At 72.6% G+C, this 13,792-nt stretch carries 11 protein-coding genes; 10 read left to right on the forward strand and 1 reads right to left on the reverse strand.

Annotated elements, in window-relative coordinates:
- Positions 1-178: 178 nt before the first annotated feature.
- The 9 genes from ACIRSS_RS41560 (at position 179) to ACIRSS_RS41600 (ending at position 11,978) form a co-directional block, all read left to right on the forward strand.
- A complete protein-coding gene (locus tag ACIRSS_RS41560) occupies positions 179-1,723 on the forward strand; it encodes a UDP-N-acetylmuramoyl-L-alanyl-D-glutamate--2,6-diaminopimelate ligase (protein WP_400905913.1) in 1,545 nt (514 codons plus the stop codon).
- Positions 1,720-3,222, forward strand: coding sequence for a UDP-N-acetylmuramoyl-tripeptide--D-alanyl-D-alanine ligase (gene murF / locus ACIRSS_RS41565; RefSeq protein ID WP_400905238.1), 1,503 nt, complete (start codon positions 1,720-1,722; stop codon positions 3,220-3,222). The genes ACIRSS_RS41560 and murF overlap by 4 nt, the downstream gene beginning before the upstream one ends.
- Positions 3,219-4,301 carry a phospho-N-acetylmuramoyl-pentapeptide-transferase gene (gene mraY, locus ACIRSS_RS41570; RefSeq protein ID WP_400905241.1) on the forward strand — a complete coding sequence of 361 codons (1,083 nt, stop codon included), beginning with the start codon at positions 3,219-3,221 and terminating at the stop codon, positions 4,299-4,301. The genes murF and mraY overlap by 4 nt, the downstream gene beginning before the upstream one ends.
- A 2-nt stretch (positions 4,302-4,303) precedes the next feature.
- Positions 4,304-5,710 (forward strand): UDP-N-acetylmuramoyl-L-alanine--D-glutamate ligase, encoded by a 1,407-nt coding sequence (gene murD / locus ACIRSS_RS41575; RefSeq protein WP_400905244.1) that lies wholly within the window; start codon positions 4,304-4,306, stop codon positions 5,708-5,710.
- Positions 5,697-7,208 carry a putative lipid II flippase FtsW gene (gene ftsW / locus ACIRSS_RS41580; RefSeq protein WP_400905247.1) on the forward strand — a complete coding sequence of 504 codons (1,512 nt, stop codon included), beginning with the start codon at positions 5,697-5,699 and terminating at the stop codon, positions 7,206-7,208. Before murD ends, ftsW begins: the two co-directional genes overlap by 14 nt.
- Positions 7,205-8,329: an undecaprenyldiphospho-muramoylpentapeptide beta-N-acetylglucosaminyltransferase gene (murG, locus tag ACIRSS_RS41585; RefSeq protein WP_400905250.1), complete on the forward strand. Its 1,125-nt coding sequence runs from the start codon at positions 7,205-7,207 to the stop codon at positions 8,327-8,329. Before ftsW ends, murG begins: the two co-directional genes overlap by 4 nt.
- On the forward strand, positions 8,322-9,725 hold the full coding sequence (murC, locus tag ACIRSS_RS41590) for a UDP-N-acetylmuramate--L-alanine ligase (protein WP_400905253.1): 1,404 nt from the start codon (positions 8,322-8,324) through the stop codon (positions 9,723-9,725). The genes murG and murC overlap by 8 nt, the downstream gene beginning before the upstream one ends.
- A 4-nt stretch (positions 9,726-9,729) precedes the next feature.
- Positions 9,730-10,560: a cell division protein FtsQ/DivIB gene (locus ACIRSS_RS41595; protein WP_400905256.1), complete on the forward strand. Its 831-nt coding sequence runs from the start codon at positions 9,730-9,732 to the stop codon at positions 10,558-10,560.
- A gap of 593 nt (positions 10,561-11,153) precedes the next feature.
- Positions 11,154-11,978: an NAD(P)H-binding protein gene (locus ACIRSS_RS41600; RefSeq protein ID WP_400905258.1), complete on the forward strand. Its 825-nt coding sequence runs from the start codon at positions 11,154-11,156 to the stop codon at positions 11,976-11,978.
- Here ACIRSS_RS41600 and ACIRSS_RS41605 read toward each other — a convergent pair.
- Entirely contained in the window at positions 11,975-13,144 is a 1,170-nt protein-coding gene (locus tag ACIRSS_RS41605; protein ID WP_400905261.1) for an MFS transporter, read from the reverse strand. The two genes, ACIRSS_RS41600 and ACIRSS_RS41605, sit on opposite strands and share 4 nt — an antisense overlap.
- A gap of 74 nt (positions 13,145-13,218) precedes the next feature.
- Here ACIRSS_RS41605 and ACIRSS_RS41610 point away from each other — a divergent pair, with 74 nt between their 5' ends.
- Positions 13,219-13,755 (forward strand): CGNR zinc finger domain-containing protein, encoded by a 537-nt coding sequence (locus tag ACIRSS_RS41610; RefSeq protein WP_400905264.1) that lies wholly within the window; start codon positions 13,219-13,221, stop codon positions 13,753-13,755.
- Positions 13,756-13,792 lie beyond the last annotated feature (37 nt).

Consider the following 13,792-nt stretch of genomic DNA (forward strand, 5'->3'; position numbering starts at 1 on the left):
ACATCGGTCCGCAGCACACGGAAAAGCGTTGTGCCGCAACGAGGAGCCGCTAGCCGTCTAGCACATGTGCCTCAGCCGCCCGCAATCGCCGTACCGCGTGCGGGTGCCCCGGACGGCCGCCGGTAGCCTCTTGGCCGTGTCCGTGTCCTCGTCCAGTTCCCAGGTGCCGGAAAGCCCGGTGAAAGCGGTCCCCGCACCGCCCCGCCCGGCGCGCATCGACCCGGTCCCGCTGGCGACGCTGCTCGCCAGGGCGGACGCGCGGCTGATCGCTGGCTCGCCCGACGCCGCCGACCTCACCGTCACCGGCACCACCCTGCGGGCCCAGCACGTGCTGCCCGGCGACCTCTTCGCCGCCCTGCCCGGGGCCCGCGCCCACGGCGCCGACTTCAGCGACCAGGCGATCGCGGCCGGGGCCGTCGCGGTGCTCACCGACGCCGAAGGCGCCGAGCGGCCCGCCCTGCGCGACGCCGGCGTCCCGATCCTCGTGCACGCCGACCCGCGCGCCGCCCTCGGCGAGATCGCCGCGTGGATCTACGGCGAGCCCTCGCTGCGGCTGGCCGTCCTCGGCGTCACCGGCACGTCCGGCAAGACCACGACGTCCTACCTGGTCGACGCCGGGCTGCAGGCCGCGGGCCTGACCACCGGCCTGATCGGCACGGTCGAGACCCGGATCGCCGGCGAACGCCTGGTCAGCGGCTTCACCACGCCGGAGGCGCCGGACCTGCAGGCGCTGCTCGCGGTGATGCTCGAGCGCGGCGTCACGCACGTGCCGATGGAGGTCTCCAGCCACGCGCTCGCGCTGGGCCGGGTCAACGGCACCCGGTTCGCGGTCGGCGCGTTCACCAACCTCTCGCAGGACCACCTGGACTTCCACAAGGACATGCAGGAGTACTTCGCCGCGAAGTCGCTGCTGTTCGACGGCCGCTCGACCACCGAGGTCGTCGTGGTCGACAGCGCCTGGGGCCAGGCCCTGCTCACGCCGCAGACGATCACCGTCACCACGGACCCGGGCACCGACGCCGCGTGGAAGGCCACCGACCTGCAGGCCACCCCGCACGGCGAGCAGACCTTCACGCTGCACGGCCCGGGCGGCCTCAGCGCGCCCGCCCGGATCCCGCTGCCCGGCGAGTTCAACGTCGCCAACGCCGTGCTCGCCGCCGCGATCCTCGGCAGCGCGGGCATCGCCCTGGAGCACATCGTCACCGGGCTCGCCGAGGTGCAGGTGCCGGGCCGGATGGAGCGCGTCTACGTCGGCCAGGAGTTCACCGCCGTCGTCGACTACGCCCACAAGCCGGCCGCGGTCGCCCAGGGCCTGGACGCGCTGCGCGCCCGCGCCGAGGGCCGGATCATCACCGTGCTCGGCTGCGGCGGCGACCGCGACACCGCCAAGCGCCCGATGATGGGCGAGGCGGCGGCCCGGCGCAGCGAGGTCCTGATCGTCACCGACGACAACCCGCGCTCCGAGGACCCCGCGGCCATCCGCGCCGCGATGCTCGCCGGCGCCCGCGCCGTCGGACCCGCCGAGGGCGGCGAGGTCCTCGAGATCGGCGACCGCCGCGAGGCCATCGAGCACGCCGTCGCGCTGGCCGAGCCGGGCGACATCGTCTTCCTCGCCGGCAAGGGGCACGAGTCCGGCCAGGAGGCCGGCGGCGTCGTGCACCCGTTCTCCGACCGCGACGAGCTGGCCGCGGCCATCCGCAACAAACTCGAGGTGAGTGTGTGATCGTGCTCAGCCTGGCCGAGATCGCCGACGTCGTCGGCGGCCGGCTGCACCGCGCGGACCCGGGCACCCAGGTGACCGGCAGCGTCGAGTTCGACACCCGGAAGCTCACGCCCGGCGGTCTGTTCGTCGCCCTGCCGGGGGAGAAGGTCGACGGCCACGACTTCGCCGCGCAGGCCGTCGAGGCCGGCGCCGTGGCCGTGCTGGCCGCCCGCGAGGTCGACGCACCCGCGATCGTCGTGCCGCCGCTCGCCGCGGGCGAGGCCCACGAGCGGTCGGTCGCGCTGACCGGCGACAAGGACGGCTCTGGCGCCGCCGTGCTGGCCGCGCTGGCCAAGCTCGCCCGGTTCGTCGTCCAGCGCCTGGCCGAGGGCACTCTGACGGTCGTGGGCGTCACCGGCTCGTCCGGCAAGACGTCGACCAAGGACCTGATCGCGCAGCTGCTGGAGCCGCTGGGCCCGACGGTCGCGCCGCCCGGGTCGTTCAACAACGAGCTGGGCCACCCCTGGACGGCGTTGCGCGCCGACGCGGAGACCCGCCACCTGGTGCTGGAGCTGTCCGCGCGCGGGCCCGGGCACATCGCCCACCTCGCCGAGATCGCCCCGCCGCGGATCGGCGCGGTGCTCAACGTCGGCAGCGCGCACGTCGGCGAGTTCGGCTCGCGCGAAGGCATCGCGAAGACCAAGGGCGAGCTGGTCGAGGCCCTGCCCGAGGACGGCGTCGCGGTGCTCAACCTCGACGACCCGCTGGTCGCGGCCATGGCGAGCCGCACGAAGGCCCGCGTGGTGTTCTTCGGCGAAAGCGCGTCCGCGCAGGTCCGGGCGACCGGCATCACGCTCGACGACCAGGCCCGCGCGTCCTTCCGGCTGGTCACCCCGGCCGGCGAGGCGGACGTGCGGCTGCCGCTGCACGGCGAGCACCACGTGAGCAACGCGCTCGCGGCCGCCGCGATCGCCCTGGAGCTGGGCTCCTCGCCGGCCGAGGTCGCGGAGCGGCTGTCGGCCGTCCAGCGGCGCTCGGCGCGGCGCATGGAGGTCGTCACCCGCGAAGACGGCGTCACGATCCTCAACGACTCCTTCAACGCCAACCCCGAGTCGATGCGCGCCGGCCTGAAGGCCCTCGCGGCGATGACGCGGGAGTCCGGCCGCCGGTCCTGGGCCGTGCTCGGCGTGATGGGCGAGCTCGGCGCGGACGCGGTCACCGCGCACGACGAGATCGGCCGGCTGGTCGTCCGGCTCAACATCGCCAAGCTCGTCGTGATCGGCCCCGAGGCGGCGGCCATGCACCAGGGCGCGCACCAGGAGGGTTCCTGGGGCGAGGAGTCGACCCTGGTACCCGACGTCGAGGCCGCGATCGCCCTGCTGCATGATCAGCTCCGCCCCGGGGACGTGGTGCTGGTCAAGGCCTCCAAGGCCGCCGGCCTCTGGCGGGTCGCCGAAGCTTTGCTCGAACCCCGGGAAACCGACAACTCCGAGAATCGCTCGAACGGTGGTGACGCGTGATCAGCATCCTGATCGCGGCCGCGGCGGGCCTGCTGGTCTCCATCATGCTGACGCCCTACCTGATCCGGGTGTTCTCCCGGCAGGGCTTCGGCCAGGAGATCCGTGAGGAAGGCCCCCAGGGACACAAGTCCAAGCGCGGTACCCCGACCATGGGCGGTGTCGCGATCATCATCGCGATGGTCGTCGGGTACTTCGCCGCGCACTTGATCAACTGGATGTTCAACTCCCGCAGCGGCGCCCCGACGGCCTCCGGGCTGCTCGTGCTGATGCTCGCGGTGGGCCTGGGGGTCGTCGGGTTCCTCGACGACTTCATCAAGATCCGCAAGCAGCGCAACCTGGGGCTGAACAAGACCGCGAAGCTGGTCGGCCAGCTGGTGGTCACGGTCGCGTTCGCGGTGCTGGCGCTGAACTTCGCCGACGCCCGCGGCATCACCCCGGCGTCGCAGAGCCTCTCCTACGTCCGCGACCTCGCGCTGATCACGTTCCCCGCGGTGTTCTTCGTGATCTTCTGCTACATCGTGATCTCCGGCTGGTCGAACGCGGTGAACTTCACCGACGGCCTCGACGGCCTGGCCGGCGGCTCGGCCGCGATGGTGCTGGCGACCTACGTCGTCATCTCGTTCTGGCAGGAGCGGCTCAACTGCGCCAACGGCCCGGCGCCCGCCTGCTACGACGTCCGCGACCCGCTCGACCTGGCGGTGGTCGCCGCCGCGGCCACCGGCGCCTGCGTCGGGTTCCTCTGGTGGAACGCGGCCCCGGCGAAGATCTTCATGGGCGACACGGGCTCGCTGGCCCTCGGCGGCCTGGTCGCCGGGCTTTCGATGACGACCCGCACCGAGCTGCTCGCCATCGTCATCGGCGGCCTGTTCATGGTCGAGATGATCTCGGTGGTCGCGCAGATCGCGGTGTTCCGGACCACCCGGCGAAGGCTCTTCCGGATGGCGCCGTTCCACCACCACTTCGAACTCGCCGGGTGGGCGGAAACCACGGTCATCATCCGGTTCTGGCTGCTCTCGGCGATCTGCTGCATGTTCGGGCTCGGCCTGTTCTACAGCGAGCAGCTGGGCTTCGGAGGCTGATCTTGAAGATCTCCGGTCGTCACGTTCTCGTCGCGGGTGCCGGGGTCACCGGGAAGTCCGTGGTCCCGGTGCTGGTCGAGCTGGGCGCTCGCGTAACCGTCACCGACGGCAACGCCGAGCGCTTGGCCGAGCTGGAGGGCCTGGGCGCCGAGCTGGTGCCGGGCCTGACCGAGCCGCCGTCCGACGTCGTCCTCGTCGTCACCAGCCCCGGCTGGCGGCCGACGTCGCCGCTGCTGGTCGCCGCGGCCGAGGCGGGCGTCGAGGTGATCGGCGACGTCGAGCTGGCCTGGCGGGTCGGGCGGCTGCGCGAGCACCCGCCGTCGTGGCTGGCCGTCACCGGCACGAACGGCAAGACGACCACCGTCGGCATGCTCGAGTCGATCCTCAAGGCAGCCGGCAGCAACGCCGTGGCCTGCGGAAACATCGGCTACGCGGCGCTCGACGCCGTCCGCGCGGGCTACGACGTCCTGGCCGTCGAGCTGTCGAGCTTCCAGCTGCACTGGTCCTCGACCCTCGCGCCGGACGCGGCCGTCGTGCTCAACCTGGCCGAGGACCACATCGACTGGCACGGCTCGATGGACGAGTACGCCGCCGCGAAAGGGCGCGTCTACACGCGCGCCAAGGTCGCGGTGCACAACGCCGACGACGAGTGGTCCACCCGGATCGCCGAAGAACACGCGCCGGAAAGCGCCCGCCGCGTCGGCTTCCGGCTGGACACGCCCCGGGCCGGCGAGCTGGGGCTGGTCGAGGACCTGCTGGTCGACCGCGCTTTCGTCGCCGACCCGGCGACCAGCGCCGAAGAGCTCGCCACGCTGTCGGACGTCCGCCCGGCCGGCCCGCACAACGTCTCCAACGCCCTCGCGGCAGCCTCCCTGGCCCGCGCCCACGGCGTCTCGCCGGAGGCCGTGCTGAAGGGCCTGCGCGAGTACCAGCCGGCCCCGCACCGGGCCGTCGAGGTGGCCGAGATCGGCGGCGTCCGGTACGTCAACGACTCGAAGGCGACCAACCCGCACGCGGCCGCCGGGTCGCTGCGGGCGCACGAGTCGATCGTGTGGATCGCCGGGGGCCAGCTCAAGGGCGCTTCGGTCGACGAACTCGTGAGCAGCATCGCCGGCCGCCTGCGCGGGGTTGTGCTACTCGGCGTCGATTCACCCGTGATCGCCGCCGCGGTCGCGCGACACGCGCCGGATGTCCCGGTGAACAGCCTCCGTCCGGGTGACCATGAACCCATGACTGCGGCGGTGAGTGCGGCCAGCGCGATGGCCCGGCCAGGTGACGTGGTGCTGCTGGCACCCGCCGCGGCGTCGTTGGACATGTTCCGCAACTACGGCGAGCGCGGCGACGCGTTCGCCGCGGCGGTGCACGTCCTCCGCGACGACGCAGCGGGGGAGCCGAGTGACGGTCACTGAGCCCAAGACACCCAAGCCCCGGGAGACGCCGAAGCGGCCGCGCCGCGAGCGCAAGGAAAGCGGGTTCGTCGCTTTCCGGACCGCGCTGACCGCGTGGCTGTCGCGCCCGCTCGCGTCCTTCCACCTCGTGCTCGCCCTCACCGGCGTGCTCACCGTCATCGGCATCGTCATGGTGCTCTCGGCGTCCTCGGTGGCGTCCTACAACCCGAAGACCGGCAGCGGGGTGTACTCGCTGTTCGTCAAGCACCTGGTGTTCGTCGCGATCGGTTCGGTCGTGTTCTGGCTGGGCCTGCGGGTCAAGCTGGAGCGGATCCGCGCGATGTCGGCCACCGCGACGGTCATCTGCCTCGGCCTGCTGGTGCTCGTGCTGACGCCGCTCGGCTCGACGGTCAACGGCTCGCAGGGCTGGTTCAAACTCGGCGACTTCACCTTCCAGCCGGTCGAGGCCGCCAAGGTCGCGCTGGCCTTCTGGGGCGCGCACATCCTGGTGATCAAGTACAACGTGATCCACCAGTGGCGGCACCTCCTCGTGCCGGTGGTGCCGATCGCGCTGCTGATGTTCGCCCTGGTCATGCTGCAGCCCGACCTCGGTGGCACGGTCACCCTGGCCGTGGTCCTGCTGGCGCTGCTGTGGTTCGCCGGCGCTCCGAAACGGCTGTTCGGCGTGATCCTCGCGGGCGGCCTGGCCGGCGTGCTCGTGCTCGCCCTCATCGCCCCCTACCGGCTCGCGCGGGTCATGTCGTTCCTCTCGCCGGACGCCGACACCAGCGCCGAAGGCTTCCAGGCCAACCAGGCCAAGCTCGCGCTCGCCGACGGCGGGTTCCTCGGCAAGGGCCTCGGCCAGGGCGCGTCCAACTGGGGCTACCTGCCGAACGTGCAGAACGACTTCATCTTCGCCCTGATCGGCGAGGAGCTCGGGCTGATCGGCTGCGTGGTCGTGCTCGCCCTCTTCGCGGGGGTCGCGATCGTGGGCCTGCGGATCGCCACCCGCAACATCGACCCGTGGATCCGGATCGTCTCCGGCACGCTGACGGTGTTCCTGGTGGCGCAGGCCGGCATCAACATCGGCTACGTCGTCGGCCTGCTGCCGGTCACCGGCGTCACGCTGCCGTTGATCTCCTACGGCGGCACCTCGCTGGTGATCACCATGCTCATCATGGGGGTGCTCGCGAACGCCGCCCGGCACGAACCGGAGGCGGTGGCCGCGCTGCGCACACAGGGGCCGGGTAAATTCGGACGCCTGCTGCGGCTGCCCGCGCCCGATCCGTACCGCCCGCCCGCCACCCGCAAGACGGCGGCCCGCGGCGGGGCGAAGGCGGCCAGGCCCGCGCCCCGTGCGGCGCGGCCCGCCCCGGCGCAGGAACGACGCAGGTCGGTCCGCGAACCGGTGCGCCGCAGCGCGGCACGGACGAGCACGGCCACGTCTCGCGGCGGGGCCGCGCGGACAACAGCGAGCCGTGGTACCCGGAGTACCGCGAACCGGAGAGGTCATTGGTGAGTAACCCCGTCAAGGGAGCCGAGCGAGCCGCCTCGGGCCGAGGGCCCGTGGTCGTGGTCGCCGGAGGTGGCACCGCAGGACACATCGAACCGGCCCTCGCCCTGGCCGACGCCGTCATGCGGCTGCGCCCGGACGCGACGGTCGTGGCGCTGGGCACCGAGCGCGGCCTGGAGAACAAGCTCGTCCCGGCCCGCGGCTACGAGCTGGAGCTGATCCCGCCGGTGCCGCTGCCGCGCAAGCCGACGCCGGAGCTGCTGCGGCTGCCGCTGAAGGTCCGCGACTCGGTCCGCAAGACCCGTGAGGTGCTGGACCGGGTCGGCGCGGACGTCGTCGTCGGCTTCGGCGGCTACGTCGCCCTGCCGGCCTACCTGGCCGCGCGCGGGCGCGTCCCGATCGTCGTGCACGAGGCCAACCAGTCGCCGGGCCTGGCCAACAAGGTGGGCGCGCGGTTCGCGCGCCGTGTCGCGGTCGCCGTCCCGGGGACGCCGCTGCCGAAGGCCGAGGTCGTCGGGATCCCGCTGCGGCGTTCGATCACCTCCCTCGACCGCGCCGCGCTGCGCGCCGAGGCCCGCGAGCACTTCGGGCTGGACCCGGACGCGCCGACGCTGCTGGTGTTCGGCGGCTCGCAGGGCGCGCAGTCGATCAACGCCGCGGTGTCCGGCGCGGCCAAGGACCTGGCCGACGCCGGCGTCGGCGTGCTGCACGCGCACGGCCCGAAGAACACGCTGGTCGTGCAGGAGTTCCCGGGCCGCCCGGCGTACGTGCCGGTGCCGTACCTGGAGCGGATGGACCTGGCCTACGCCGCCGCCGACGTCACGATCTGCCGCTCGGGCGCGATGACGGTCGCCGAGGTGACCTCGGTCGGGCTGCCCGCGGTGTTCGTCCCGCTGCCGATCGGCAACGGCGAGCAGGCCACCAACGCGCGCCCGGCCGTCGACGCCGGTGCGGCGCTGATGGTCGCCGACCCCGACCTCTCCCCGGCCAAGGTCGCCGAGCTGGTCGTCCCGCTGGTCACCGACGCCGACCGCGTCGCGAAGATGGGCGCGGCGGCGGTCGGCATGGGCCACCGCGAGGCCGACGAGACCCTCGCCCGCATCGTCCTGGAGGCCGCCCGTGGTTGAGTCGACACAGCCTGAGCTGCCCGCAGGGCTGCGCCGGGCGCACCTGATCGGGATCGGCGGCGCCGGCATGTCCGGCATCGCGCGGATCCTGCTGGCCCGCGGCGCTTTCGTGTCGGGCTCGGACGCGAAGGAGTCGCGCGCGCTGCTGTCGCTGCGGGCCCAGGGTGCCGAGCTGTTCGTCGGCCAGAGCGCGTCGAACATCTCGGCGCTTTCGCAGCCGCCGTCCGCGGTGGTCGTCTCGACGGCGATCAAGGAGACCAACCCGGAGCTGGTCGCGGCGCGCGCCGCGGGGATCCCGGTGCTGCACCGGGCCGAGGCGCTGGCCGGGCTGATGGAGGGCCACCGCGTCGCCTGCATCGCGGGCACGCACGGCAAGACGTCGACGACGTCGATGCTGACCGTGGCGCTGCAGCACTGCCGGCTCGACCCGTCGTTCGCCATCGGCGGCGACCTGAACGAGTCCGGCGCCAACGCCCACCACGGCGAAGGCGGCATCTTCGTCGCCGAGGCCGACGAGAGCGACGGCTCGTTCCTGACGTATTCGCCGTCGGTCGCGGTCGTGACGAACGTCGAGCCGGACCACCTGGACCACCACGGCACCGCCGAGGCGTACACGAAGGTGTTCACCGAGTTCGTGGGCCGCATCGTGCCGGGCGGGCTGCTCATCGTCTGCGGTGACGATCCCGGGTCGGACGAGCTGGGGTCGCAGGCCGAGGAGATGGGCGTGCGCGTGCGCCGGTACGGCCGCACGGCGACGGACGCCCGGGTCCTGGACTACGCCCCGGCGCCGGACGGTGGCGTCGTGCGGCTCCTGCTGGACGGCTCGGAGCTGTCCGTGCGGGTCGCGGTGCCGGGTGAGCACATGGCGTTGAACGCCGTCGCGGCGCTGCTCGCCGGGATCGAGCTGGGCGCGTCGGCTCCGGAGCTGGCCGACGGGCTCGCGGCGTTCGGCGGAGTCCGGCGCCGCTTCGAGTTCAAGGGCCGCGCCGGCGACGTCCGCGTCTACGACGACTACGCCCACCACCCGACCGAGGTGTCCGCGCAGCTGCGCGCGGTGCGCACGGCGGCCGGGTCCGGCCGGGTGATCGTCGTGTTCCAGCCGCACCTGTACTCGCGGACCAAGGCGTTCTCGGCGGAGTTCGCCGAGGCGCTTTCGCAGGCCGACGAGGTCGTCGTGCTGGACGTCTACGGCGCCCGCGAGGAGCCGGAGCCGGGCGTGACCGGAGCGCTGATCGCCGACGCGGTGACCGTGCCGGTGCACTACGAGCCCGCGTTCGACGTCGCCGCCGGTCTGGTGGCGGGCCTCGCGCGCGCGGGCGACCTCGTCGTCACCATGGGCGCCGGGGACGTGACGCAGCTGGGGCCGGAGATCCTCGCCGAGCTGGACAAGCGCTGAGCCCATGAGTCCGACCCGGGAACGCCGCCGTCCGTCCTCCGAGGAGGAGACCCCGGATCGCGCCACCCTGGCCCGCCAACGGCGCGGGCGGCGTTCCGAGGAGGAGCGCCGCCGCACCCGGGTCGCGCGCTCGACGCCGCGCAACCGGCCGAACCGGCGGGTCGAGATCCGCCGGCGGTGGGTGGCGCTGCTGTCGGTGCTGACCGTGGTCGCCTTGGTGTACCTGCTGTTCTTCAGCTCGATGTTGGGGGCCCGGGACGTCTCGGTCAGCGGGTCCCGCGCGGTGACCGCGGACCAGATCCGCGCGGTGGCGGCGGTGCCGCTGGACAAGCCGATGCTGCGACTGAGCACGGACGAGATCCGCGACCGGGTGGCGGCCATGCCGGGCATCGCGACGGTCGAGGTGTCGCGGTCCTGGCCGAGCACGGTCGAGATCACGGTGACCGAGCGCACGGCGATCGCGTTCTTCGACAGCGGCCCGGGAGGCGACGGAGTCCACCTGGTCGACGGCGGCGGCGTGGTGTTCAAGACGGTGCCTTCGCGGCCGGCGGGATTGCCGGAGCTGAAGCTGCCGAAGGTGTCGGCGGACGACCCGGTGACGCGCGCGGTGACGGCGGTGCTGGGGGTGATCCCGGAGCAGTTGTTGAAGCAGGTCACGACGGCGACGGCGAAGACCCCGGCGAGCGTGGAGTTCACGCTGTCGAGCGGCAAGATCGTCCGCTGGGGGACGGCGGAGCAGACGGACCGGAAGGCAAAGGTCCTGGCGGCGCTGCTGACCCAGGACGGCAAGGTCTACGACGTCGCGGCGCCTGAGCTGCCGACCATCACTTCCTGACTTCCGGGGGCTCGGTGGGCAGGGATGCCCGCAGCCGCCGGATGAGCCGGAGGACGTCGTCCCGGTTCTTCGCCGACTTCAGCCAGGCTGGAAGGCGCTCCACCAGGCTCATCGTCCCTGGGATCGGCCCGCGCTCCCGAAGCCGGGCGGCGACGCACGAGATCCAGGTGGCCGGCGTTGTACGCCCAGAGGAGGTGGCCGCGGCAGTCCGCCTGGAGCCACAGCGGTTGCCGGAAGTGGGGATCCGCCGGTTCGCCGAAGACCGGCGTCACGGGGAAGGCGTCCTCGGCCAGGCCGCAGGCGCGGCAGCGCAGCCGTCGTCGGGCCACCCGGCGACCCTCTACGGCTCGGAATTCCGGCGCTTCGAGATGGGCGAGCACGGTCGCGCACTCACCGCACGCCGGGCAGCGCACCAGTACTTCGCCCGCGAACCGCCCCAGGCGGACCAGCGGGTCTCGGAACCGGCCGACCCCTTGGTCACTCACCAGGTCATCCTGCCCGGCTCCGACCCAAGTCATCAGGCAAATAACGTGCACCTGCGTTCCCGTATGCCGTACGATCTCGTACGGCATACGACAACGAGGAGGGTGTTCATGACGATCCTGGTGACGGGAGCGACCGGCAGCGTCGGCCGGTTGGTGGTCGACGAGCTGCTCACTGCGGGAGTCTCCGTGCGAGCGCTGACCGTCGACCCCGAGCGAGCAGCTCTGCCTCCGGAAGCCGAAGTCGTCGTCGGGTCGCTGGCTCGGCCGTCGACGCTTCCCCTGGACGGCGTCGACGCCGTGTACCTCGCCCCGATGGCGCGGACCGTCCGGCGGTTCTGCGAACTGGCCACCGAGGCAGGCATCAAACGCGTCGTCGCGCTGTCGGGGAGCAGCGTCGGCGATGGTCACGAAGGCTCCAGTGGCAACGAGTACGGCGCGGTCGAGGTTGCCGTCCGGGAGGCCGGGTTCGACTGGACCTTCCTGCGCCCCGGCGTCTTCATGAACAACACCCTCGACTGGGCGGACATGGTCCGCGCGGGCGAGGTCGCGACGGCCTACGGCGACGCCACGCAAACCCCGATCGACCTCGGCGACATCGCGGCGGTCGCGGCCCGCGTCCTGACGAGCGAGGGGCACGTCGGCGCGACGTACGTCCTCAGTGGACCGGAGGCGATCAGCCTGCGCGGCCAGGTCGCGACCCTCGAATCAGTGCTGGGCAAGGAAATCCGCTTCCGTGAGCTGACCCGCGACGAACAGCGTGCGCAGTGGGTCGGCTACGGCGTCCCGGAGCAGGCGGTCGACTGGATCCTCGACGGCTTCGAGGAGACGTTGCGCCGTCCGCAGGTGCCGACCGGCGTCGTCGAGGAGCTGTTGGGGCGTAAGGGAACGACGTATGCCGAGTGGGTCGGGGCCAACCGGGAGGTGTTCGCCTAGACCTCGGTGCGCGTCATGCCGGCCAGTCCGAGCAGCGGGAGCGCGCCCGCGAAGACGACCACCGCCGTCCAGCCGCCCAGGTGGTACGCGATCGAGCCCGCCTGGGAACCGATCGCGCCGCCGATGAAGAACGTGCCCAGGTAGACGCTGTTCACGCGAGCGCGGGCCGATGGGTCCAGCTGGTAGATCACGTGCTGGCCGGTCACCAGCGTCGCCTGGACCGCCATGTCCACCGCGATCGCCGCGATCGCCAGCAGCACCACGCTGTGCGCGCCGAACCCGGCCAGGGCGAAGGCCGCCGCGCACAGCACGAACGCCGCCGCCGTGAGCCGCCGGCCGTGGCCGTGGTCGGACCACCGCCCGGCCAGCGGGGCCACCAGCGCGCCGGCCGCGCCCGCCAGTGCGAACAGGCCGACGCCGAGCTGGGTGTAGTTGAACGGCGGCGCCGTCAGCACGAACGCGATCGTCGTCCAGAACGCGCTGAACGCCCCGAACATCGCCGACTGGTACAGCGCGCGGTGGCGCAGCGCGGGGTGTTTCCGCGCCATGGCCAGGGTCGAGCGCAACAACTGTCCATAGTGGACGTCGGTCTTGGGTGCCCGGGCCGGCAGGATGAACCGCAGGACGACGGCGAGCGCGGCCATCGCGCCCGCCGAGATCAGGAACACCACGCGCCAGCCGGTCACCTCGGCCAGCAGGCTGGCGACGACGCGCGAGAGCAGGATGCCGAACAGCAGCCCACTGACGACGCGCCCGACGATCCGGCCGCGGATGGCGTCGGGGGAGATGTCGGCGGCGAACGGGACCAGGATCTGCACCACGACCGACGCTGCCCCGACGACGAGCGAAGCGATCAGCAGCACGGCGAACCCGGGCGCGACGCCGGTGGCGACGAGGCCGGCGCAGGCGACCGCGAGCAGCGTCGCGACGAGCCCGCGGTTCTCCATCCGGTCGCCGAGCGGGACGAGCAGCAGCATCCCGGCGGCGTAGCCGATCTGGGTGGCGGTGACGACCCCGCCGGCAGCGGCCTCGCCGATGCCGAAGGTGTGCCGCAGCTCCGCGAGCAGTGGCTGGGCGTAGTAGAGGTTCGCGACGGTCAGTCCACAAGAGACGGCCAGCAGCAGTACCAGCCACCCGGGCGGGGCCTTTTGCTCGGTCTCGGTCATCGTTACCCCCTGGAACCGGTTTGATCGGTTCCCGACGGTACCAGTCAAACCGGTTCCGGCGTACTGTGACCCGTATGACGGACCGATTCCGCGAAGGCGCGGGCAGGCTGTGCCTCGACTTCGTCCGGACGTTGCGCTACCGCGGGACGCCGGAGGAGCTGGAGGAGCTGCCCGACGCGGCGGCGTGGGGAGCGTGGATCGACCAGCTGGGCCCGTTCACGACACCGGTGAAGCCGACGGACATCTCGGTGCGCGACGCGTGGACGGCCCGCGAAGCGATTTACGAGCTGCTCACCGGTGACGTGCGCGAGGTGGTGCGCCGGCGGTTGAACCGGTTCGCGGCGATGCCGGTACCCGCGCCGTCCCTGACGGCCGCGGGCGAACTGCGCTGGCAGGCGCCGGATCCCGCGGAGGCGATGGTGGCGTTGCTGGCCCGGGACGCGCTGGAGCTGGTGACGTCCCCGGAGTTCGCCCGGGTTCGCCGCTGCGCGGGCGAGCGCTGCGGCGCGCTGTTCCTGGACACGTCGAGGCCGGGCACGCGGCGGTGGTGCTCGATGGAGATCTGCGGAAACCAGGCGAAGAAGTCGACTTATCGAGCCAAGGTGCACTGACGCGGAACGGCCCCCTCGGCAAGTCCGAGGGGGCCGT

It is taken from the genome of Amycolatopsis sp. NPDC101161, assembly GCF_044768185.1.
Lineage (GTDB): Bacteria > Actinomycetota > Actinomycetes > Mycobacteriales > Pseudonocardiaceae > Amycolatopsis.